Here is a 24,013-nt window from a genome sequence, read left to right on the forward strand (position 1 = left end):
GTAATAAAGGTGGTGAATGAAGTGGAAGTAACAGACGTTAGACTTCGTCGAGTAAACACGGATGGAAGAATGAAGGCGATTGCATCAATCACGATGGATAATGAATTTGTCGTCCACGATATTCGCGTAATTGACGGCAATAATGGACTGTTCGTTGCAATGCCAAGTAAACGTACCCCTGACGGAGAGTTTAGGGATATTGCCCATCCGATTAACTCCGCAACAAGAGCGAAAATACAAGAAGCAGTGCTAGCTGAATATCATCGCTTAGGTCAATTGGAAGTGGAGTATGAAGAAGCAGGCGCTTCATAATGTAAACATCAAGAGCCTACTGGGTAAAGTAAGGCTCTTTTTTTTGTTATAATGCCCTCATTCCTCATTTTTCCAATCCCTCCTTTTCTTTCAATTCATTCACCCAATTCACAAAACGTTGAGCTATCTTTCCTTGAAATGATTTTCTATTTGGGATATATTCATTATGGATAACAGTGAGTATTGGAGGACGGCTTATGTCAAACCGGTACGTGGTTGTGCTTGCTGCAGGGCAAGGAACACGAATGAAATCGAAATTATATAAAGTTCTACACCCTGTTTGTGGCAAGCCAATGGTACAACACGTCATTGAAAATGTACAGGGAATCCAAGCAGAACAAGTGATTACGGTCGTAGGATTTGGTGCAGAAAAGGTTCAGGAAGTACTTTCGGAATCGAGTCAATTCGTTATACAAAAGGAACAATTAGGTACGGCACATGCAGTTATGCAAGCGAAAGAGCTATTAAAAGATCGGGATGGAACGACCCTCGTGATCTGTGGGGATACCCCGTTGATCAAAAGGGAAACATTGGAAGCTATGGTCAGCCAACATGAAAAGGAAGAATCCCATGCAACGGTATTGACCGCAAAGGCAGAGGAGCCAACTGGATACGGAAGAATTATCCGCAACGATAAAGGACAATTGGAAAGAATTGTAGAACAAAAGGATGCGACGGAAGAAGAAAAACAAGTAAAAGAAATCAATGCAGGGACCTATTGTTTTGATAATCGGTCATTGTTTTCGGCTTTGGATAAAGTAACGAACGACAACGCCCAAGGGGAGTATTATTTACCGGATGTACTGGAAATTATGAAGAAGGAAGGGAAAATCGTCTCAGCTTTTATGACGGATGATTTTTCCGAGACTTTAGGCGTAAATGATCGCGTGGCATTATCTAAAGCGGAAAAAATTATGCGAAAACGGATTAATGAAACCCATATGAAAAATGGGGTAACGATCATTGATCCAGACCAAACGTATATCGATTGTGGAGTAGAAATTGGACCAGATACGATTATTTATCCCGGTACAGTGATTAAAGGAAGTACGGTTATTCAATCGGATTGTGTCATCGGTCCGAACACTGAAATCGTCGATAGTTTTATCGGGGAAAAAACGACGGTTCGTCAATCGGTTGTAACGGAAAGTAAAGTTGGTCGGAATGTACAAGTCGGTCCATATGCCCATATTCGTCCGAAATCTGACATCGATGATGAAGTTCGCATTGGGAACTTCGTTGAAATTAAAAAAACGACCTTCGGAAAGGGAAGTAAGGCATCCCATTTATCTTATATTGGAGATGCAGAAGTTGGAAAAAATGTTAACATCGGTTGTGGAACGATTACGGTCAATTACGACGGTACGAATAAATACAAGACAGTTATTGAAGATGAAGCATTCATTGGCTGCAATAGTAATTTAATTGCCCCCGTCACGGTTGGAAAAGATTCGTATATTGCAGCAGGATCAACGATTACGAATGATGTTCCAAAACAGGCTCTTTCCATTGCCCGGGCTCGTCAAGTCAATAAGGAAAATTACAGTCAAAAATTCAAAAAAAAGAAATAAATACGGAGGTTCCATCATGCCCATCAGATATCCAGATCGAAAGCTGAAAATCTTTTCATTAAACTCGAATCGTGCGTTGGCGGAAGAAATAGCCGAAAAGATTGGCGTTAGTTTGGGGAAATGTTCGGTAAAACGATTCAGTGACGGGGAAATTCAAATCAATATTGAAGAAAGTATCCGTGGTTGTGATGTGTTTGTCATTCAATCAACGAGTTCTCCCGTTAATGAACATCTAATGGAATTATTAATTATGATCGATGCTTTGAAAAGAGCATCTGCTAGGACTATAAATATCGTCATGCCTTATTATGGTTATGCTCGTCAAGATCGAAAAGCCCGTGCACGGGAACCGATTACTGCTAAATTGGTTGCAAACCTGTTAGAGACAGCGGGTGCAACTCGAGTGATTACGTTAGATTTACATGCTCCTCAAATTCAAGGTTTTTTTGATATACCAATTGACCATTTAATGGGGGTTTCCATTTTAGCAGAGTATTTTGAAAAGAAAAAAATAGATGAAATCGTTATCGTATCGCCGGATCATGGAGGGGTTACACGTGCTCGGAAGATGGCTGATCGATTAAAAGCCCCGATTGCGATCATTGATAAACGTCGACCGAAGCCAAATGTGGCAGAAATTATGAACATCGTCGGACATATTGAAGGAAAAACAGCTATTTTAATCGATGATATTATCGATACTGCGGGAACGATCACCCTTGCGGCAAACGCCCTTATCGATAATGGGGCAAAAGAAGTTTATGCCTGCTGTACCCATCCAGTTTTATCCGGTCCAGCTATCGAAAGAATCGGCCATTCTCAAATAAAAGAATTGGTCGTAACAAACTCTATTCCATTACCTAAGGAAAAAGAAATTGATAAAATTGTTCAGCTGTCAGTAGCATCCTTGATTGCTGAAGCGATTGTTCGCGTATTTGAAAATAAATCGGTAAGTGTGTTATTTTAGTAACAAGAGGGGTAACCTACTCGGTTACCTCTTTTAGTCTATTATCGACTGAGGAAAAAATTTGCTAATCCCATTTAGAGGTAAAACATTGAATTTTGTCAACACCTATTCATCTTTTGAATAGTTATAGTAGGAGTGGTCTTTTTGAAATTAATTGTTGGATTGGGGAATCCAGGGACAAAATATGAGGAAACGAAACATAATGTCGGTTTTAAGGTCATTGATGAATTATCGAATCGGTTTCATTTACCTTTAAAAAAATCAAAATTCCGGGCATTGATGGAAAATGGTGTGATTAAAGGTCAGAAAATTATTTTAATGAAACCGTTAACGTATATGAATTTATCTGGAGAAGCGATTGCACCTGTTATGAATTATTTCGATATTCCTCCTTCCGATTTATTAGTTATCTATGATGAAATGGATTTGCCAGTCGGAAAAATTCGACTACGTTATAAAGGGTCTGCAGGTGGCCATAACGGTGTAAAGTCGATTATTCAACATATCGGAACAGAACAATTTAATCGAATTCGTATAGGAATTGATAAACCAAAACTAGGGATTTCGACTGTTGATCACGTTCTTAGCACCTTTCGTCCATCAGATCGAAAAATCATAGAAGAAATGATTCAAATTAGTGCCGATGCTTGTGAGATGTGGTTACAATCACCTTTTATTGATGTTATGAATAAGTATAATCAATCATCCTGATTCGGCAGTTACGGAAGGCGAGGCCATTGAATAACATCATCCAAAAAGGTTCATACTGAAATTAACAATGATTTAAAAGGGGAAATTGGATGATGGTTATTCATTACATTTGCCGTTATTGTGGTGTGCAAGTAGGCAAACTGGAAGGGACACACTTCCAATCGGAACAATTGGGCTTTCATAAATTGACGGATGCAGAACGATCAGAAATGATTGAGTATAACCGTAACGGTGATCTTTATGTAAAGACAATCTGTGAAGATTGTTATGAAGCGTTTCGAACGAATAATGACAATTATTACAATGATTATATTATTCATTAAAAGCTTTGGAAGTCCAAAGCATTTTTCTGTTAGAAAATGAAATTGTTGATTAAAACGTAGTTGGTAAAAAACTACCTTTTTAGTAAGAAGTTTTTTTCATATTCATAGAGTTTTCTCAATGGGAAGAAGGAGGCAACGATGGAAGGTTTATATACCGCTTTAATGGAAAGTGATGATGTAATTAATGTATCTGGCGGTATAGAGGAAGGATTAAAGGAACAACTGGTTGCTGGACTTTCCGGCTCGTCCAGAACCGTTTTTATCGCTTCCTTGTATAAAAAATTGGACCGCCCACTCGTAATCGTTACGTATAATTTATTGCAAGCCCAAAAATTATATGATGATATCATTCAATTACTACCGGAGGATTCGGTATACTTATACCCAGCAAATGAAGTGATGATTGCCGATATGAGTATTGCCAGTCCTGAATTGAAATCCCAACGAATTGAGACATTAAATTTTTTAGTCCAGAGTGGTAAAGGGATTATGATCGTACCGGTTGCTGCTTTACGAAAAATACTTCCCCCGAAAAACCTTTGGAAAAGATATATTTTCAAATGGAAAGTAAATGAAGTGGTTGATTTGGGGGAGTTGTCCCAACAACTCATTCGGATGGGATATGTCCGTTCAGACATGGTTTCATCCCCCGGTGAATTTAGCATTCGCGGAGGAATAATCGATATTTATCCGCTAACGGAAACGGATCCGTTACGAATTGAACTTTTCGATGATACGATCGAGTCAATTCGTTCCTTTTCTGTAGACACTCAGCGTTCAAAGACGGAAAAGGAAGAGGTTACAATCGGTCCAGCTGCTGAAATGATTTTCGAAAAAACCCACTACGATCGTATCGTAAAAAAATTGGAAAAGGGTTTAACGAATAGTTTACAAATCATCAAGGATGAAAAAGTAAAGGAAGAACTGATTAATCAAACACAGTACGAGTTAGAACAGTTAAAATCAGGGACAACTCCTGACCAAATTTTTAAATATCTAGCATTCGCATATGATCATCCGGCCAGTTTACTAGATTATGTTCAAGATCAGGCCCTATTATTGGTCGATGAAGTGAATCGGGTTGTTGAGATGAAAGAATCCCTTGAAAAAGAAGAAGCACAATGGAAAACGAGTTTATTAGAAGAGGGAAAAATCATTCACGATGTGAAGCTCACCCATGATGGCTGGAACATGATCGTTCATTCCCGATTTCCCGTCCTTTATTTCTCCTTATTTTTAAGACATATACCTGGGGTTTCTCCTCAAAATATCGTCAATGTTTCTAGTAAACCGATGCAAAATTTCCATGGCCAAATTCATGTGTTGAAAACAGAACTGGAAAGATGGAGAAAAAGTAAGTTTACCATCGTTTTTTTAGGCGCAGACGAAGAGCGAATTCAAAAACTAGAAAAAGTTTTCGATGATTACGATGTGGACGTTTCTTTAAATAAGGAAGGGAAACAACTTTTTCCGGAAAAACCGCAAATTGTGAAAGGAAATTTAAATAACGGTTTTGAACTCCCGATGTTCAAACTTTGTGTTATTACGGAAGGAGAAATTTTTAACAAACGATCGAAAAAAAATGTAAAAAGAAATCAAAATATCTCCAATGCGGAACGAATTAAAAGTTATTCTGAATTAAACATTGGTGATTATGTCGTTCATGTCAACCATGGAATCGGTAAGTATTTAGGAATTGAAACTTTACAAATCAACGGTGTTCATAAAGATTATTTGCAAATTAAATATCAGGGAAATGATCAATTATATGTTCCGATTGAGCAAATTGATTTAGTTCAAAAATATGTTGGAACGGAAGGTAAAGAACCAAAAATTTACAAGCTTGGCGGAAGTGAATGGAAACGGGTCAAACGGAAGGTAGCATCCTCCGTTGAAGATATCGCCGATGATTTAATCAAGTTATATGCGGAACGGCAAGTATCAAAGGGATTTGCATTTTCAAAAGATACGGATTTACAACGGGAGTTTGAAGTGAGCTTTCCTTACCAAGAAACAGAGGATCAACTCCGTTCGATTGAAGAAATTAAGAGAGATATGGAAAAGCCGCGACCGATGGACCGTCTCCTTTGTGGTGACGTAGGTTACGGAAAGACGGAAGTGGCATTACGGGCAGCTTTCAAAGCAATAATGGACGGCAAACAGGTGGCCATTTTAGTTCCAACGACAATTTTAGCTCAACAACATTATGAAACGATGCGGGAACGATTTCAAGATTATCCGATTAAAATCGGTATTTTAAACCGTTTTCGGACGCGAAAACAACAGCAGGAAACGTTGAAAGGTTTAAAGGCTGGAACGATCGATATCGTCGTCGGAACCCATCGGTTGTTATCGAAGGATGTACAGTTTCGAGATTTAGGATTGTTGATCATTGACGAAGAACAACGGTTCGGTGTAACCCATAAGGAAAAAATTAAACAATTAAAATCCAATATTGATGTCCTTACATTAACAGCTACACCGATTCCAAGAACATTGCACATGTCTTTATTAGGTGTTCGGGACTTATCGGTAATCGAAACACCTCCGGAAAATCGGTTCCCTGTACAAACGTATGTGACAGAATACAACCTTTCCCTCGTGAAAGAAGCGGTGGAACGGGAACTGGCAAGAGATGGGCAAGTGTACTATTTGTATAATCGAGTGGAAGATATCGAAAGGAAGGCAGAAGAAATCAATCAGCTTATTCCTGATGCTCGAGTTACTTATGCCCACGGAAGAATGAATGAAACGGAATTGGAAAACGTGTTACTTTCCTTTTTAAATGGGGAATACGATGTTTTAGTTAGTACGACGATTATTGAAACAGGGATCGACATTCCGAATGTAAATACGTTAATCGTGGAAAATGCAGATCGAATGGGGCTATCCCAACTTTATCAGCTCCGGGGTCGTGTAGGGAGATCCAATCGGGTTGCTTACGCCTATTTCACTTACAAACGGGATAAAGTATTGACGGAAGTTGCAGAAAAACGTTTGCAAACGATTAAAGAGTTTACGGAATTAGGTTCCGGATTTAAAATTGCGATGCGGGATTTATCAATACGAGGTACGGGAAACATTTTAGGCGCCCAGCAACACGGATTTATTGAATCGGTCGGTTTTGAAATGTATTCACAAATGTTGAAGGAAGCGATTGAAAAAAGAAAGGGAGAGGTTCAAAAGGACGATTCCCTATCGGTCGAAATCGATATCGGATTGGATGCGTATATTCCCGATGAATATATTTCGGATGGTTACCAAAAAATTGAAATGTATAAACGGGTTCGTGGGATCGAACAGATCGAAGATATTACAGAGCTTCAAAAGGAGATGATTGATCGCTTTGGGAAGTATCCGAAAGAAGTCGATCGGCTATTTTCAATTGCAAAATTGAGAGTTTGGGCGGGATCTGTAAATGTGGAGTCGATCAAACGGACGAAAGATGGGTACGAAATTCTTTTCAAGGAACAAGTTTCTTCAAACATGCATGTCGAAAAGTTTGTGGAACATTTCCACGAATTCGGCCGTATGATCGGTTATGGCATGGATGACAAAAAATTTAAAATGGTCATCTATTCCAGAAGGGAAACGGAGGAAAAAGTTTTTTCCGTATTAATGACAGTTATGGAACAAATCCCAAACCTTTTATCACCACAAAAAGTTAAATCGGTATCATAAGGGATTGGAATTAGGAAGGTAGATCTTCGTTATGTGCACGAAGCACGTTAAAAAGACGTTTGAATAATCAGAAAAAATAACTACCGGTTGGAAAAGGAAAATTATACCGGATTTACCAATAGTTCTAATTTAAAGAAAAAGTTGTCCTTTGTGTATAGAACTTTCCATAAGATAAATACTATCCATAATAAGATAATGATTTCAAAAGGATTGACAAACGAGAAGGTGAGTGAAGGTGAGTTTGGCTGAAGGCGGAAGGAAAGCAACAGGAACCTTCGAACGACGAAAAGGAAATCATTGTCACGTATGAAAATCATCATAAGAAAGTGAGGCAACAATAGATGAAAGCAACGGGTATTGTAAGGCGAATTGATGATTTAGGTCGTGTTGTTATTCCAAAAGAAATTCGAAGGACGTTAAGAATCCGAGAAGGAGATCCGTTGGAAATTTTTGTAGATCGTGAAGGGGAGGTAATTTTAAAAAAATATTCCCCCATTAGCGAGCTAAGCGACTTTTCCAAGGAATACGCCGAAGCCTTGTTTGATAGTTTAGGTAGTCCGGTATTAATATGTGATCGGGATACGATTATTGCCGTAAGTGGCGGTTCAAAAAAGGAATATTTAAATAAAAATATCAGTCAGTTGGTTGAAAAGATCATGCATGAACGGACGCCGATTTTGGAAACTTCATCTTCATCCGTTGAAATTGTTGAGGGGAATGAAGAAACGTACGAATCGTACACCGTTTGCCCTATTATTGCCAACGGAGATCCGATCGGTGCGGTAATGATATTATCAAAAGAAGGTACATTAGGTGAAGTGGAAAAGAAAGTAGCAGAAACGGCAGCGGGATTTTTGGCTAGACAAATGGAACAATGAAAAAGACAACTTTTAGTAGTTTAAACCTATCGATAAATTCTTGAAAAACTCGGCATGAACATAGGCCGGGTTTTTATCATTTGTGTCTGAAAAAAAGAACGGTATGCAAAAAAACGTATCCGCTCATCTTTCCTCTTGTGATAAACTGTAAAGGAATATAGCTGATTATTATATGATGTAGCAGGTGTGTTTATGGATGGTTGGATGAAACAGAATACACAAAGGTTTATGAAAGGTACGTTACTTTTATCCATTGCGGCTTTGATTACAAAAATATTAAGCGCTGTTTACCGTGTGCCATTTCAAAATATCGTCGGGGATGTGGGGTTTTATATTTACCAACAAATTTATCCCTTTTATGGAATAGCGATTACGTTGACGACTTATGGTTTTCCCGTCATTCTATCGAAAGTTATGGCAGAATGTATGGGTAAAAAACATAAAGGTGGATTTACCCATGTTTATACAGCTTTTATTTCTATTTTTTATTTTTCCCTTATTGTATTTTTGTTTCTTTTTTTCGGTTCGGGATTTTTGGCACGTCTAATGGGTGATAGCCGATTAGTTCCATTGATTCAAACGGTGTCGTTCATGTATTTACTCGTCCCCTTCATCTCAGTTATGAGGGGATTCCATCAAGGGATGGGGAATATGATCCCAACAGCCTTTTCCCAAATCGTGGAACAAACAATTCGAGTTGTTTTTATTTTACTGACTTCATCTTTCCTTATTTGGAAGGGACACTCTTTGTATCATGTGGGAATCGGTGCCTTTTTATCTGCCCTTTTCGCCAGTTTGATTTCAACCCTATTTCTTTTGGTAATCACTTTGCGAAGTTTTCCTTTATTTCAAGTTCGAAATAAATTTTCCTTTCGAATGATTTTCAGGCCTTCTATTCGGATGATTGTACAAAGTATTGCCGTTAGCATAAGTGGTTTATCGTTAATTTTATTTCAAATGGGTGATGCTTTTCAATTGTATTCCCAGTTGGTTCAATCGGGTATTGATGAAATGAAAGCGAAAATGTTAAAAGGTGTATTTGATCGGGGGCAACCCTTATTGCAAATTGGAATTGTGCTTATCACATCCTTTAGTTTATCTACCGTTCCTTTTATTAGTTCTAGTGTACATAAGAATGAAAGAGAAGCGAAGGAATACGTTCGTTTTGCTTTACAAATGAGCATAGCTTTTAGTAGTGCAGCGACGATCGGTTTAATAGCTATTATGGATCCGTTAAATACGATGTTGTTTGAAAATAATACAGGAACGTTGGCGTTACAACTTTTGTCTCCGACCGTGTTTTTCGCATCCCTTTTTATGACGACATCTGCTGTATTACAAGGATATGGACATGTATATTTTCCTGCAGGAGCAGCATTGTTCGGTGTTATGATCAAATTGACCATGAATCCATTGTTGATTACTATGTACGGCATCAATGGGGCAGCCATTGCTACGACTTTATCCTTTTTTTTCGTATCCATGATTACTTTGGTAAAACTAAAGCAAAAAGTCGATTTATTAGCCGTATTTCGACGACGGTTTCTTTCCACCGTTTTGGTTTCCCTTATTCTTTTGGGTATATCGATCCTCCTTCTTTATTTCGTTTTCCATAGTATCGAACCTTATTTTGCAAGCAACCGACTGTTTTCTACGATTCAGGCAGTAGGGATAGCAATAGTTGGTGGAGTCGTTTTCCTTTTATCTTTCCTACGTGCTGGAATCTTAACAAAGGATGAAATTGAGCTTTTACCATTCGGGGACAAATGGTCAAAACTTTTAAAAAATGGTCGTTAGAGGTGAAAATGAAAAGTGACAAAGAATACGATAATTGTTGTTGGATTAGGTTCCGGGGAGTTGGATCAAATGCCCCTTGGTGTGTATCGACTCCTTCAAAAGTCGAATCGAATTTTTGTAAGGACGAAGGAACATCCATCCGTAAAAGAATTAGAAGAGGAAGGACTTCTTTTTTCTTCCTTCGATTCTATTTATGAATCGGAACAAAATTTTGACGAAGTTTATGAGAAAATTACGAACCGATTAATGAAAGAGGTGGAGGAAGATTCCCTCGTTTATGCCGTTCCCGGTCATCCCCTTGTGGCTGAAAAAACGGTCCAGCTTTTGTTCGAAAAATCAAAGGGGAAATGTGACGTAAAACTGTTTGGAGGACAAAGTTTTTTAGATGCCTTATTCCAATCGGTTCAAATCGACCCGATCGAAGGATTTCAACTATTGGACGGGACCAGTTTACGTAAGGAGGACATCCAACCGACCCAACATTGTATCATCGGACAAATATACGACACATTTACTGCATCAAGCATAAAGTTGGAATTGATGGAAGTGTATCCGGATGACTATGAAGTATATTTGATTACCAGAGCAGGGACAAAAGGGGAAAGTGTACAAAAAATCCCTCTTTACATGCTCGATCGGGATTTTCAAGTCTCGAATTTAACGAGTCTTTATATTCCCCCCGTTCAAAAAGAGGATTTATTATATAAACGGTTTTCCTATTTACGAGAGGTAATCGCCACTTTGAGGGGACCAAATGGATGCCCGTGGGATCGAAAACAGACTCATGAGACGTTAAAAAAATATTTACTGGAAGAAGCATACGAATTATTAGCGGCCATCGATGAAAAGGATGATGTCCATATCGTTGAGGAATTGGGGGATGTATTATTACAAGTCATGCTTCATGCACAAATTGGTGAAGATGCTGGATATTTTACCATTGACGATGTGATTGAAACATTAGTAAGGAAGATGATTCGCCGACATCCCCACGTATTTGGTGATCGTACGGTTGTCGATGCCGATGAAGTGGTGAAAAATTGGCAAGAAATAAAAGAATCGGAAAGGGATGAAGATGACACGTCCCTTACTAAAAAAATCCCTAAAGGATTGCCAGCTTTCATACAAGCGTTTGAAATTCAAAAGGAAGCATCGAAGTTCGGTTTCGATTGGGAAGAGGTAGATCCCGTTTTTGAAAAGGTAGCGGAAGAACTGAAGGAGTTAAAAGCAGCCCTTAAGGATGGGATGAAAACGGACGATATAAAAAATGAGATGGGAGATGTGTTATTCTCTGTCATTAATTTGGCAAGGCATCTTTCTATCCATCCAGAGGAAGCACTATTTCAAACGAATCGAAAATTTTTGAAACGTTTTGCTTTCATCGAAGAGGAAGTAAAAAAACAGGGAAAATCATTGCAACATTTTACTCTTGAGGAATTGGATCATCTGTGGGAAGAAGCGAAAAAACAACGGTAATTTTTTAAGAAAAGGAGATTGTCCTATGTCTATGCGATTGGATAAATTTTTAAAAGTATCTCGGATTATTAAAAGAAGAACCCTTGCAAAGGAAATTGCAGATCAAGGGAGAATTTCCATCAATGGTCATACAGCAAAAGCGAGTTCAACGGTCAATGTTGGAGATCAATTAGAAATTCGATTTGGACAAAAGATATTAACCGTCAAAGTGGAAAAACTGGTGGAAACGACGAAAAAGGAAGAGGCAAGAAATATGTATACCGTTTTAAAAGAGGAATTTTTAAAAGACTCTTTCTAACGGATTTTCCCTTCGATTCGATTCAAGTAAATGGACAAATTTTCGTTCTACTAACAAAAGGACAGGCATACATATTGAGTAAGGAAAAGAATGAGTCGAATCGGGGGATGAATATGAACCAATTTGATGATCTAACGAAAAAGGAAAGAAATATCGGACAAGACCATGACGTCATTTTACGGGGTCGGAAAAGATTAGATATTACCGGTGTGAAACAAGTGGAAAGCTTTGATAATGAGGAATTTTTATTAGAAACGGTGATGGGGTATTTGGCCATCCGCGGGCTGAATTTACAAATGAAAAATTTAGACGTGGATAAAGGTGTTGTATCCATTAAAGGAAAAATTTTTGATCTCGTATATTTGGATGAGCATCAGGGGGACAAGGCTAAAGGGTTCTTTAGCAAGTTGTTCAAATGAGTTTGACCGTACAATTATCTACTTTACTCGCCATGATCGGTGTTGGCGTATGGCTTGGAATGGCTGTAGATACGTATCATCGCCTTTTTAACCGAAAACGACATAAAGGGTGGTACGTATTTATTCAAGATTTTTTGTTTTGGCTCTTTCAAGCATTATTTACCTTTTATATTTTGTTTTTAGTAAACAACGGGGAACTAAGATTTTATATTTTCCTTGCCATATTATGTGGGTTTGCCGTCTATCAAAGTTTACTAAAACATTTATATTTGTCCGCATTGGAGCAATCAATAGGGTTTGTCCATTGGTTTTATAAAATGTTAAGAACGATCTTTTATCGGGGCGTATGCAAGCCAATTATAACCATCATCGGTTTTTTCATTACCATTTGTTTATTCATTCTGCGAGGTATTTGGACCATTGCCAGACAAATAAGCAAACTGATTTTAAGCATTTTATATATTTTTTCCAAACCTTTTTTATTATTAGGAAAATTTATATGGAACCTTTTCCCGAAATCCATTAAAATGTATGTATATAAACGATTTCATTCGATACAAATTTTTACTAAAAACCTTTGGCGAAAACTCGTTATGAAAAGAAAGTAAGGGGAGGTAGTCTGCGATATGGAGAATAAAAGGCACCGTATACCCGTTGTCAATCAAAGTTATATGAGAAGCCAACAGCAGCAAAATATCCAACTGATGCGGAAGAAAAAAGGGCTTATACGCAGACTGTCGGTGTTTTTTACTATTGCTTTTCTCCTCGTCTTTTTCCTCGTAAAAACACTTCAGGCCCAAGGAGAATTGCTTCAATCGAAAAAGGAACAGTTGAAAACGATCGAGGCTGAATTGGAACAAATGAAAAACACCCAATCGGTTTTGGAAGAGGAAATATTAAAACTGCAAGATGACGAGTATATCGGTAAGTACGCGAGGCAAGAATATTTTTTGTCAGATGATGGAGAGATTATCTTTTCCATTCCAAATGAGGAAGATGAAAAAAACGTAGATTGACACTTAAATTTCAAATTGACTATAATATAAATGACTGTATTTTTTAAAATTTTAAGGAGGAAAAACTTTTTTATGTCAATTGAAGTAGGCAGCAAGTTACGTGGGAAAGTAACAGGAATTACGAATTTTGGCGCTTTTGTAGAGCTCCCAGGCGGCTCGACAGGACTAGTGCATATTAGTGAGGTCGCGGATACGTATGTAAAAGATATTAACGATTATTTAAAAGTTGGCGACCAAGTTGAAGTGAAGGTTATGAATGTTGAGAAGGATGGCAAAATCGGCTTATCCATTAAAAAAGCAACGGAACGAGAACATGCACCTAGACCTAGACACGGGAAACAGTCTGGAAAAAACGCCAATGAGTTGTTTGAACAAAAAATGGCTCGTTTCTTAAAAGATAGTGAAGATCGATTAGCTTCGTTAAAACGCAATACTGAATCAAAAAGAGGAGGTAGGGGTGCTAGGAGAGGTTAACTTGCTGTCTAAAAAAAAAGCAGGTTTAACGGAAAAACATATATGAAAAAACGAAAATTTGATGCTCGTAAGTGAATCGTGGATCGACGAGCATTTCAATAGATTTGAAAGCTATTTCCGAAAAGGGGATAGCTTTTTCTTTGTATCAAAAAAGAAACCAAAAAACGGACAATTTTCTATGAAAAAAGTCATAAATCTTTCTCGTGTCGAATGAGAAAATAGTGATTTGGCAACATTCATCGGAAATAATATGTCGTTGCCTTCCGTTTAGATGTACCCTTTCCCCTATTTTCGTAGAGAAACGTCGAACTATTTTTTAGATTAGACAAGTTATTTTGACAATCTTTTGAAATTTCATTCTTTATAATAGTTTGAAAAGGATTGAGGAAGGTGGTAGGAAATGGGGAAAACATCTAGCTTTTATATGAATCCGATGCAAGAAAGGTCGATGGTGCGGTATCAAGGTGTGATGAAAGAATTTGTGGAGTCATTCGTGAGAAAACTGGAGTATGTATTTATTTATCGTGGTTTGCTGTTATTTTTACTCGGTTTTATGTTGGGAAGGGCGTTTATCTTATCTACACTCTCACCATTTAGTTTACCCTTTTTTGCTGCGGTGTATTTAATTCGGAAAGATCGAGCACATTTTGCTATGATTGGGCTGATCCTTGGTTCGTTAACGATTTCTTTGTACAACGCTTTGTATACCTTTTTGGTTATCGGATTGTTTCTAATTTTCTACCGTATACTTAAAGGTGTGATCAATAATGAGATTGGAATATTCCCCTATTACGTCTTTATTTCCATTTTCATGGGGCGAACCTTTTTGCATATTTTAGAAAATGGAGATATGTCGATTTATTTTCTACTGTTAGGCGGAATTGAAGCAGTACTTTCCTTCGTATTGACCATTATCTTTTTGCAAAGTATTCCGATATTATCGACGTTGAAAAAACATCAATCGTTGAGAACAGAAGAACTCGTTTGTTTAATTATCTTACTTGCTTCCGTTATGACCGGAATTATAGATTGGAAGATCATGGATCTATCTATGGCAAATATATTTGCAAGGTATTTTGTTATTTTATTCGCTTTTGCAGCAGGGGCTACAGTCGGTTCTACCGTAGGAGTGGTAACTGGTCTAATTTTTGGCTTGGCGAATGTTGAAAGTTTGTCGGAATTAAGTTTATTAGCTTTTGCAGGTCTTTTAGGAGGATTATTGAAAGAAGGGAAAAAACTTGGTGTTTCCTTAGGGTTATTCATTGCGACTTTGTTAATTGGCATATACGGAACAACAGAAGCCCCGTTAACAAACAATTTATTGGAATCGTCTGTTGCTTTTCTCTTCCTTCTTTTGACTCCACGAACTTTAAGTGAACGGATTGCAAAAAATATTCCGGGTACGCCAGAATTTACCGCAGAACAACAGGCGTATATGAAAAAAATTCGGGATGTGACCGCTCAAAAAGTGAATCAATATTCCTCAATCTTTCGGGCGATTTCTGCAAGTTTTGCAAAACAAAATGAACAAATGGAAACGGAAAGGGAGCGGGAAATCGATTATTTTCTCAGCAACGTTACCGAAAAAACGTGTCAAACATGTTTTAAAAAGGAACAATGTTGGGTTCAACAGTTTAATAAAACGTATGATTCGATGAAACAAATTATGACGGAATTAAATGAACAAGAAACATTAAGTAACAAAACGATAAAAAATTGGAAAGACCATTGTGTAAGGAGCAAGCGGGTCATCGATGCCATTCAAGAGGAATTGTATTTTTACCAATCGAACGAAAAATTGAAAAGACAAATGAAAGAAAGTAGGAAGCTCGTCGTCGATCAATTGGAAGGCGTATCACAAGTAATGGAGAATTTCGCAAAGGAGATCCGTCGGGAACAGGAAAATCACGAAAAACAAGAGGAACAACTGATGAATGCCCTATTAGCAATCGGTTTAGATATTGACGATATTGAAATTTACAGTTTGAAATCCGGTGAGGTTGATATCGATATACGGTTTCCTTATTGTGATGGAATGGGTCAATGTGAAAAAATTATCGCTCCATTATTGTCGGATATTTTAGGAGAAACGATCGTCGTTCATCGAGAAACCTGTGCCCAATTTCCACAAGGTACGTGCCTAGCCACTTTTCGTTCTTCTAAAGCTTTCGTTGTGGAAACAGGAGTTGTTTATGCGGCGAAGGATGGGGGATTTGTTTCAGGCGACGGTTATGAAATGATGGAACTGGATTCAGCGAAATTTGCTTTAGCCATTAGTGACGGCATGGGAAATGGAGAACGGGCCCACCGGGAAAGCCAAGAAACGTTATCTTTATTGAATAAAATTTTACAATCCGGTATCGGGGAAGAAATTGCAATAAAATCAATCAACTCAATTCTTTCTTTACGAACGACGGAAGAAATTTACTCTACCCTCGATTTGGCCATTATCGATTTGCAAGATGCCCAAGCAAAATTTATTAAAGTAGGATCGATGCCGAGTTTTATTAAGCGGGGTAACAAGGTCATCAAAATTCAAGCAAATAATTTACCTATTGGGATTTTACACGACTTTGAAGTAGAAGTGGTCAACGTCCAATTAATGGCAGAAGACTTATTAATTATGATCAGCGACGGTATTTTAGAAGGGAAAAAACCGGTTGAGAACGTGGATTTATGGATGAAACGGAAAATTTCGCAAATTGAAACCGATGACCCTCAAGAAGTAGCGGATTTACTTTTAGAAGACTGTATACGTTCAAGGGGTGGACAAATCGAAGACGATATGACCGTTTTAGTGGCCAAAATTAAACATAATCTTCCGAAATGGACATCCATCCCGGCGCAATCGATTCGGAAGTGGGCTTGAAAAAAGAAAGGTCCAGTATATTTCAGAAGAAAGTTGTAAAGGTGTGTTTAAAACTTTTTCCCTTCGTCAATGATGGTAAAAAACACACGTTGGAGGGGAAAAGATGAAACAAGGAACGATCAAACAAATCCTGTTAATTACTGATGGCTGTTCCAATGAAGGTGAAGACCCAGTAGCCATGGCAGCGTTAGCAAAAGAACAAGGTGTTACGGTAAATGTGATCGGTGTGATGAAAAATGATACAATCGATGAACAAGGAATGAAGGAAATCGAAAGCATTGCTGAACAAGGGGGCGGTGTCAGCCAAGTCGTCTATACAGAGATGTTGTCCCAAACGGTTCAAATGGTTACAAGGAAAGCGATGACGCAAACATTGCAAGGTGTGGTTAATCGTGAATTAAAACAGATTCTCGGTTCGGAAACGGAAATGGAAGATTTACCCCCTGAAAAACGAGGGGAAGTTTTCGAAGTTGTTGAAGAGTTGAATGATACGGTTAATTTAGATGTACTCATTTTAGTTGATACGAGCGCCAGTATGAAGTATAAACTTCCGACGGTAAAAGAGGCCCTTCTCGATTTATCGTTAAGTCTAAATGCACGAACTGGAAATAATCGATTTTCGGTATTTGTATTCCCTGGGAAAAAACAATTCGTAAACAAGTTAATGGATTGGACACCGAATTTGGACACATTGCCTTCCATCTTTTCAAAACTTTCATCCGGAGGGATGACTCCAACTGGTCCAGCTATTAAAGAAGCGCTCCGCCATTTCACAAAAAAACGTTCGATTAGGGGACTGTTGACGGCAAATGGCGATGAATACTTTGAAGAGTCCGTTTAACATTCCGAACGGTCGTTGTATTGAAGGTAAATGGCATAAAAACCGATACAAAATTCAAAAGGAGCTAGGAAGAGGGGCGAATGGAGTCGTCTATTTGGCTGAATGGAAAGGAAGGAAGGTCGCCGTTAAAATCAGTGACAATCATTTGACGATCACTTCAGAAACGAATGTGTTAAAGGCGCTATCAAAGGCTCAAGGGATCGCCCTCGGGCCTTCTTTATTGGATGTGGATGATTGGGAAATTGGCAGTAGAAAATTTTCTTTTTATGCAATGGAATATATCGAAGGTGAACATTTTCTTCAATTTATTAAACGAAAGGGCATGGTGTGGCTCGATATATTAATATTACAATTGTTATCAGATCTCCAATCGTTACATGAAAGGGGATGGATTTTTGGCGATCTTAAGCCGGATAATTTAATTGTCACACCCCTTCCTGTTAAAATCCGGTGCATAGATGTTGGGGGAACAACTGCTATTGGTCGGTCCATTAAAGAGTTTACCGAATTTTTTGACCGAGGCTATTGGGGGTTAGGCAGCAGAAGAGCAGAACCTTCTTACGATCTGTTTTCCGTAGCTATGATTATTGTGAATGCCTATTATCCGGATCGGTTTCCAAAAAAGATTGGCGGGATTCAACAACTACAAAAGATGATTGTTCAAAAAAACGGATTACATAAGTATGAGCCGATCTTATTACGGGCGTTGACAGGAAAATATCATCAAGCGAAGGAAATGAGACTGGACTTATTAACTTTCGGACAGAAAAAAATCAAGAAAAATCAACCCTCCCGTCCTTTAAAGGCGAAGGTTCCATCCAATCCACCACAGTCGAAACAAAAAAGGACAGCTGGATGGCTGGAAACGATTTTTATCTTTTTAATCATCAGTCTTTTTTATAGCCTTTATATTTTTGGACAAATTGGCTAAAATACAAGCCATCCAACGATCGTCGTCCAAACTTTTTAACGAAACATTAGGCAATGGATGGAATAGAAAGAAAAGGTTTATTTTGCAATGAATTCTTACCACTGTTTTTAACAAAAAGGTAGTGAAAAGTAATGAAAAATGATAGGATATGTATTAGGTTGCTTAAATATTGTCATCCGGTATGGGCAATATGTATACAAAATTCGTAAATAATGGATGTTTTAGTAAAAATGTTTTCAAATTATCATTTAATAGGGTAAAATATTGAGTAATAATAAAATGAGGGCAAGAAAAATGGGTTCGTTTGCAAATAAAGTAAAAAATTTCATCGAACAAAACGAATTGTTATCCGAACATGATAAAATTTTAATAGGTGTGTCTGGTGGACCTGATTCCTTAGCTTTGCTCCATTTTTTTGTATCCCTCCGTGAAGAAATGAATTTGCATATTACCGCATGTCATGTGGATCATATGTTTCGTGGAGAACAGTCTTTTTCTGAAATGAAGTATGTAAAACGGATTTGTTCTGAATGGAACGTTCCTTTCATTGGAAAACGTATTAATGTCCCGGAAGAAATGAAAATAAGGGGTGGAAATCCCCAATCCATTGCTAGACATTTGCGGTATCGCTTTTATGAAGAGATTATGACAGAACTAAATATTCCGCTTCTAGCCCTTGGTCACCATGGGGATGACCAAATGGAGACAATTTTAATGCGTCTTACTCGTGGGACTTCTGTCGGTGCTTCAGGCGGGATGCGGGTAAAACGCTCCTTTGCTAACGGGTGGATTATTCGACCATTTTTATGTTTAACGAGATCGGAAATCGAGTTGTATATTGAACAAAACCGATTGAAACCCGTTTTTGATCCAAGTAATAAAAAGGATGTATATACACGGAACCGATTTCGGAAACATATTCTCCCCTTTTTAAAAGAAGAAAATCCGAATGTCCATCTCCATTTCCAACAGTATAGCGAAGACGTACATGATGATGACGATTATTTATCCCAATTAGCAGAGAAGGCGAGTAGCTCGATTATGAAGAGGGAAACGGATCGGGTATCGTTTACTGTCAGTGCGTTTTTACAACTTCCCTCTCCGTTGCAAAGGCGTTGTCTTTTTCAAACGATATCCTCTTTCCATTTGGATGGTCAGTCTACCAATTTGTCATCATCCCATATTCGAAAAGCTATCGAAATGATCAAAGGAAAAGGAGCTACAAGAAAAATCGATCTTCCTGGTCACGTTCAAATCATCCGTTCTTACGACAGTTGCATCATTACTTTAAGAAGGGAACGAACGGGGTATTCCTATTTTTTAGAAATTGGTGATACGGTCACACTCCCAACAGGTGGATATTTTTCCATGAAAGAAGGAATTTGTAAAAGAGAGGATCGAACTAAGTTTCTCCTCCCTCACAATACAAAATTTCCTTTACAAATCCGGACGAGGAAAGAAGGCGATCGGATTCGTTTAAAAGGAAATGGTGGAACAAAGAAATTGAAATCTCTATTTATCGATGAAAAAATCCCTTCCTTCTTACGAGATGAGTGGCCGATTGTGACCGATGCGGATGGAGAAATATTATGGGTACCGCTACTTAGAAAGTCGAAATTTGAAGCACCAGTGGATGGGAAATATTTCATATTACAATACAAGCCATAACTTCTGGGAGGAACAAAATGAGACAAGATATTGAAAAAATTCTTATAACTGAAGAAGACATACAAGAAAAAATTAAAGAATTAGCGAAAACATTAACGGAAGAATATAAAGATCGAAATCCACTTGTAATCGGTGTATTAAAGGGAGCCATGCCTTTTATGGCAGATTTAGTAAAGCGGATCGATACATATTTAGAAATGGATTTCATGGATGTTTCTAGTTATGGAGGGAAAACCGTCTCTTCCGGTGAGGTGAAAATATTAAAGGATTTGGACACTTCTGTAGAAGGGCGGGATCTTTTAATCATCGAGGATATTATTGATAGTGGCCTCACGTTACATTATTTAGTAGAACTATTCCGCTATCGAAAAGCAAAATCCATTAAAATTGTCACTTTACTAGACAAACGAGAAGGTCGAAAAGTCGACATTCAAGCGGACTACGTTTGTTTCAACATTCCAAATGAGTTCGTTGTTGGATACGGACTTGATTATGAAGAAAAATACCGGAATTTACCCTATATCGGTGTTTTAAAACAAGAGGTATACACAAACAAATAGCGGGTTGAAAGATAGTGGTGCGACATCCCTTATGTATGTGCAGCCTTCTATTCGAAAAGGAAATTGGAAAAAGGGATTTTCGCTCCTGTTGATATGAATTTCTTGTAAAAATCGAAACTTCTATGATACTATTTAATAAGTTTGTTTCCCTTGAGAGGAGGTCAAGGATGAATCGGATTTTACGAAATACCGTTTTTTATCTACTTGTCATTTTAGTGATCGTTGGTCTCGTTAGTATTGTTACAGGAGGACAAGAGACGAACGAACAAATGACACAAGATCAGTTTATCACCCATTTAGAAAATGGTGAAGTGGAATATTTCCAAGTACAACCTGAGAGACAAGTTTATAAAATAACAGGAGAATTAAAATCTGCAGATAATAATAAATTATTTACCGTTAACGTATGGAACAACCCATCGATATTAGAACGGATTGATCAAGCTGCCGAAAAAACAGGGACAGAACAGAAAATTTTAATGGCAAAAGAAACGAGCGGATGGATCCAATTATTGACTAGTATGATTCCGTTCATCATCTTGATGTTTTTCATCTTTTTCCTACTTAACCAATCCCAAGGCGGCGGCGGCCGAGTTATGAATTTCGGTAAGAGCAAAGCAAAAATGTATAATGACGATAAGAAAAAGGTACGGTTCAGCGATGTGGCTGGGGCCGATGAAGAGAAACAAGAATTAGTAGAAGTGGTCGAATTTTTGAAAGATCCACGAAAATTTTCCGAACTGGGGGCACGGATTCCAAAAGGTATTTTGTTAGTTGGACCTCCAGGAACTGGGAAAACGTTGTTGGCTCGAGCCGTTGCAGGTGAAGCGGGCGTCCCGTTCTTCTCAATTAGTGGTTCAGACTTTGTTGAAATGTTCGTCGGTGTCGGTGCTTCCCGTGTACGAGATTTGTTTGAAACGGCTAAGAAAAATTCACCTTGTATCATTTTTATTGATGAGATTGATGCGGTCGGACGCCAACGGGGTGCAGGTCTCGGTGGTGGTCACGATGAGCGGGAACAAACGTTAAACCAATTGTTGGTTGAAATGGATGGTTTTAGTGCCAATGAGGGAATTATCATCGTCGCAGCAACGAACCGTCCCGATATTTTAGACCCTGCTTTATTAAGACCAGGTCGATTCGATCGTCAAATTACCGTAGGTCGTCCGGATGTCAAAGGAAGGGAAGCGATTTTGCGCGTCCATGCACGGAATAAACCGTTAGATGATTCGATTGATTTGAAAACGATCGCCATGCGAACACCGGGATTTTCCGGAGCCGATTTAGAAAACTTATTAAACGAAGCAGCCCTCGTTGCAGCTCGGGCAAATAAAAAGAAAATTGATATGAGTGATATCGATGAAGCGACGGATCGGGTGATTGCCGGACCAGCGAAGAAAAGTCGAGTCATTTCTGAAAAGGAAAGAAAAATAGTCGCTTATCACGAAGGTGGTCACGCGATCATTGGGCTTGCTCTCGATGAAGCTGAAATGGTCCATAAAGTGACGATTGTCCCCCGTGGACAGGCGGGTGGCTATGCGGTCATGTTGCCGAAGGAAGACCGGTATTTCATGACAAAACCGGAATTGCTCGATAAAATTACCGGATTACTTGGTGGACGGGTAGCAGAAGAAATTGTATTTGGAGAGGTAAGCACAGGGGCGAGTAACGACTTTGAACGGGCAACAAGTATTGCGCGTCGAATGGTAACAGAATTTGGTATGAGTGATAAACTCGGACCATTACAGTTCGGTTCGCCTCAAGGACAAGTATTCCTTGGAAGAGATCTCCATAATGAACAAAACTATTCCGATAAAATCGCTTATGAAATTGATACAGAAATTCAAACGATTATCAAACAATGTTACGATAAGGCCAAACGCATTTTAACGGAAAAACGTGAGGAATTAGAACGGATTGCTCAAGCATTACTAGAAAAAGAAACCCTTGATGCAAAACAAATTCGCCATTTGTACGAACATGGAACCCTTCCTGAACCAGAAGATTTGGCGAAAGAGGAAACAGAGGAAAAGGGCGAAGAAAAAGAATCGGTGAAAATTCATATTAATGATGAAAAACGTTCCGCCGAAAAGTCTGATGATCAAGAAGAAAAAGAACAAAATCAAAAGGGTTCTGAAGCTGAAAAAAAGCAAGAATTCGACACATGGCTAGAAAATCAAAAGAAAGATTCCCAAGAGAAAGATGAATAATATACGTTTGGAGTGTCTGGAAAACGGGCACTCTTTTTTATTCAAAAACTTCTAAACGAACGGTGAAAAATCGATGCAAAAAGTTTTTTTCCCTTTTTGTTTATGTTAAGATTTTGTGTGGATTCTAATATTTAAAGTTGGTGAAAATATGATTTTAGCATTGGATGTTGGGAATACGAATATCGTCATTGGAGTATATGAAAACGATGAATTGAAGCATTATTGGCGTATCGAAACGAATCGGGACAAAACAGAAGACGAGTATGGGATGCTTATAAAGGCTTTATTCGAACATGAAAACAGGAAGATTTCCGAAGTAAAGGGAATCATTATTTCCTCAGTCGTTCCACCAATTATGTTGTCTTTGGAAAAAATGTGTGAAAAATATTTCCATTTAAAACCGCTCGTCGTCGGCCCGGGGATAAAGACCGGTTTGAATATCAAATATGAAAATCCGAGGGAAGTTGGGGCAGACCGAATTGTCAATGCAGTTGCAAGTATCCATGAATACGGAAGTCCCCTCGTGATCGTCGACTTCGGTACAGCGACAACTTTCTGTTATATTAACGAGCAGAAACAATATATGGGGGGAGCCATTGCACCGGGCATTATCATTTCAACGGAAGCTTTGTATACGAAGGCAGCCAAACTCCCACGTATTGAAATAACGACACCCGAGTTAATCATTGGGAGAAACACGGTGGAGGCGATGCAGGCGGGCATTGTATACGGATATGTCGGCCAAGTAGACGAAATCGTTCGGCGAATGAAAAAGATTGCTAAAAAGCCACCGAAAGTTATTGCTACGGGTGGACTTGCACCGCTCATTGCAGAAGAATCGAGAGAAATTGAAGTCGTAGATCCTTTCCTTACCTTAAAAGGTCTTTATTTAATTTATAAAAAAAATGTTGATCGAAAAGAAAAAAATGGATACAATCGGTAAAAATATTGATACGAACGAAAAAAGGGCAAAGGAATACGGAATCCTTCGCCCTTTGAAAATTTTTTTTT

At 38.3% G+C, this 24,013-nt stretch carries 21 protein-coding genes; all 21 read left to right on the forward strand.

Annotated elements, in window-relative coordinates:
- The first annotated feature begins 21 nt into the window (after nt 1-21).
- The 21 genes from spoVG to OE105_RS12520 all read left to right on the forward strand — a co-directional run bounded on the left by spoVG (nt 22) and on the right by OE105_RS12520 (nt 23,945).
- Nucleotides 22-312 (forward strand): septation regulator SpoVG, encoded by a 291-nt coding sequence (gene spoVG, locus OE105_RS12420; RefSeq protein ID WP_275420481.1) that lies wholly within the window; start codon nt 22-24, stop codon nt 310-312.
- A 197-nt stretch (nt 313-509) separates the two neighbouring features.
- A complete protein-coding gene (glmU, locus tag OE105_RS12425; RefSeq protein WP_275420482.1) occupies nt 510-1,883 on the forward strand; it encodes a bifunctional UDP-N-acetylglucosamine diphosphorylase/glucosamine-1-phosphate N-acetyltransferase GlmU in 1,374 nt (457 codons plus the stop codon).
- 16 nt (nt 1,884-1,899) lie between these two features.
- Nucleotides 1,900-2,850 (forward strand): ribose-phosphate diphosphokinase, encoded by a 951-nt coding sequence (locus OE105_RS12430; protein WP_275420483.1) that lies wholly within the window; start codon nt 1,900-1,902, stop codon nt 2,848-2,850.
- A gap of 144 nt (nt 2,851-2,994) precedes the next feature.
- The gene (gene pth / locus OE105_RS12435; RefSeq protein WP_275420484.1) at nt 2,995-3,561 is read left to right on the forward strand and encodes an aminoacyl-tRNA hydrolase; all 567 of its coding nucleotides are present in this window, start codon (nt 2,995-2,997) and stop codon (nt 3,559-3,561) included.
- A gap of 89 nt (nt 3,562-3,650) precedes the next feature.
- Nucleotides 3,651-3,884: an anti-sigma-F factor Fin family protein gene (locus OE105_RS12440; RefSeq protein WP_420842540.1), complete on the forward strand. Its 234-nt coding sequence runs from the start codon at nt 3,651-3,653 to the stop codon at nt 3,882-3,884.
- Between the two features lie 138 nt (nt 3,885-4,022).
- Nucleotides 4,023-7,565, forward strand: a complete 3,543-nt coding sequence (gene mfd / locus OE105_RS12445) for a transcription-repair coupling factor (RefSeq protein ID WP_275420485.1) — start codon at nt 4,023-4,025, stop codon at nt 7,563-7,565.
- A 341-nt stretch (nt 7,566-7,906) separates the two neighbouring features.
- Complete coding sequence (spoVT, locus tag OE105_RS12450) at nt 7,907-8,443, forward strand: stage V sporulation protein T (protein ID WP_275420486.1); 537 nt, start codon at nt 7,907-7,909, stop codon at nt 8,441-8,443.
- Nucleotides 8,444-8,647: 204 nt separating this feature from the next.
- Complete coding sequence (locus OE105_RS12455; RefSeq protein ID WP_275420487.1) at nt 8,648-10,240, forward strand: putative polysaccharide biosynthesis protein; 1,593 nt, start codon at nt 8,648-8,650, stop codon at nt 10,238-10,240.
- Between the two features lie 69 nt (nt 10,241-10,309).
- Complete coding sequence (gene yabN, locus OE105_RS12460; RefSeq protein WP_275422194.1) at nt 10,310-11,716, forward strand: bifunctional methyltransferase/pyrophosphohydrolase YabN; 1,407 nt, start codon at nt 10,310-10,312, stop codon at nt 11,714-11,716.
- Nucleotides 11,717-11,747: 31 nt separating this feature from the next.
- Nucleotides 11,748-12,014, forward strand: coding sequence for an RNA-binding S4 domain-containing protein (locus OE105_RS12465; protein ID WP_275422195.1), 267 nt, complete (start codon nt 11,748-11,750; stop codon nt 12,012-12,014).
- Nucleotides 12,015-12,121: 107 nt separating this feature from the next.
- Nucleotides 12,122-12,433 (forward strand): sporulation protein YabP, encoded by a 312-nt coding sequence (gene yabP, locus OE105_RS12470; RefSeq protein ID WP_275422196.1) that lies wholly within the window; start codon nt 12,122-12,124, stop codon nt 12,431-12,433.
- A complete protein-coding gene (yabQ, locus tag OE105_RS12475; RefSeq protein ID WP_275420488.1) occupies nt 12,430-13,041 on the forward strand; it encodes a spore cortex biosynthesis protein YabQ in 612 nt (203 codons plus the stop codon). The genes yabP and yabQ overlap by 4 nt, the downstream gene beginning before the upstream one ends.
- Nucleotides 13,042-13,059: 18 nt before the next feature.
- Complete coding sequence (locus OE105_RS12480) at nt 13,060-13,449, forward strand: FtsB family cell division protein (protein WP_275420489.1); 390 nt, start codon at nt 13,060-13,062, stop codon at nt 13,447-13,449.
- Nucleotides 13,450-13,521: 72 nt separating this feature from the next.
- Nucleotides 13,522-13,923 carry a S1 domain-containing RNA-binding protein gene (locus tag OE105_RS12485; protein WP_275420490.1) on the forward strand — a complete coding sequence of 134 codons (402 nt, stop codon included), beginning with the start codon at nt 13,522-13,524 and terminating at the stop codon, nt 13,921-13,923.
- A 400-nt stretch (nt 13,924-14,323) separates the two neighbouring features.
- A complete protein-coding gene (spoIIE, locus tag OE105_RS12490; RefSeq protein ID WP_275420491.1) occupies nt 14,324-16,792 on the forward strand; it encodes a stage II sporulation protein E in 2,469 nt (822 codons plus the stop codon).
- Nucleotides 16,793-16,895: 103 nt separating this feature from the next.
- The gene (locus tag OE105_RS12495; RefSeq protein ID WP_275420492.1) at nt 16,896-17,633 is read left to right on the forward strand and encodes a vWA domain-containing protein; all 738 of its coding nucleotides are present in this window, start codon (nt 16,896-16,898) and stop codon (nt 17,631-17,633) included.
- Nucleotides 17,602-18,564 (forward strand): protein kinase domain-containing protein, encoded by a 963-nt coding sequence (locus OE105_RS12500; protein WP_275420493.1) that lies wholly within the window; start codon nt 17,602-17,604, stop codon nt 18,562-18,564. The genes OE105_RS12495 and OE105_RS12500 overlap by 32 nt, the downstream gene beginning before the upstream one ends.
- Before the next feature lie 294 nt (nt 18,565-18,858).
- On the forward strand, nt 18,859-20,232 hold the full coding sequence (tilS, locus tag OE105_RS12505; protein ID WP_275420494.1) for a tRNA lysidine(34) synthetase TilS: 1,374 nt from the start codon (nt 18,859-18,861) through the stop codon (nt 20,230-20,232).
- Between the two features lie 17 nt (nt 20,233-20,249).
- A complete protein-coding gene (gene hpt, locus OE105_RS12510) occupies nt 20,250-20,792 on the forward strand; it encodes a hypoxanthine phosphoribosyltransferase (RefSeq protein WP_275420495.1) in 543 nt (180 codons plus the stop codon).
- A gap of 167 nt (nt 20,793-20,959) precedes the next feature.
- Nucleotides 20,960-23,002, forward strand: a complete 2,043-nt coding sequence (ftsH, locus tag OE105_RS12515) for an ATP-dependent zinc metalloprotease FtsH (RefSeq protein ID WP_275420496.1) — start codon at nt 20,960-20,962, stop codon at nt 23,000-23,002.
- 148 nt (nt 23,003-23,150) lie between these two features.
- Nucleotides 23,151-23,945, forward strand: coding sequence for a type III pantothenate kinase (locus OE105_RS12520; RefSeq protein WP_275420497.1), 795 nt, complete (start codon nt 23,151-23,153; stop codon nt 23,943-23,945).
- Nucleotides 23,946-24,013 lie beyond the last annotated feature (68 nt).

Source organism: Fervidibacillus halotolerans (assembly GCF_026547205.1).
Taxonomy (GTDB): Bacteria; Bacillota; Bacilli; order Bacillales; family Caldibacillaceae; genus Fervidibacillus; species Fervidibacillus halotolerans.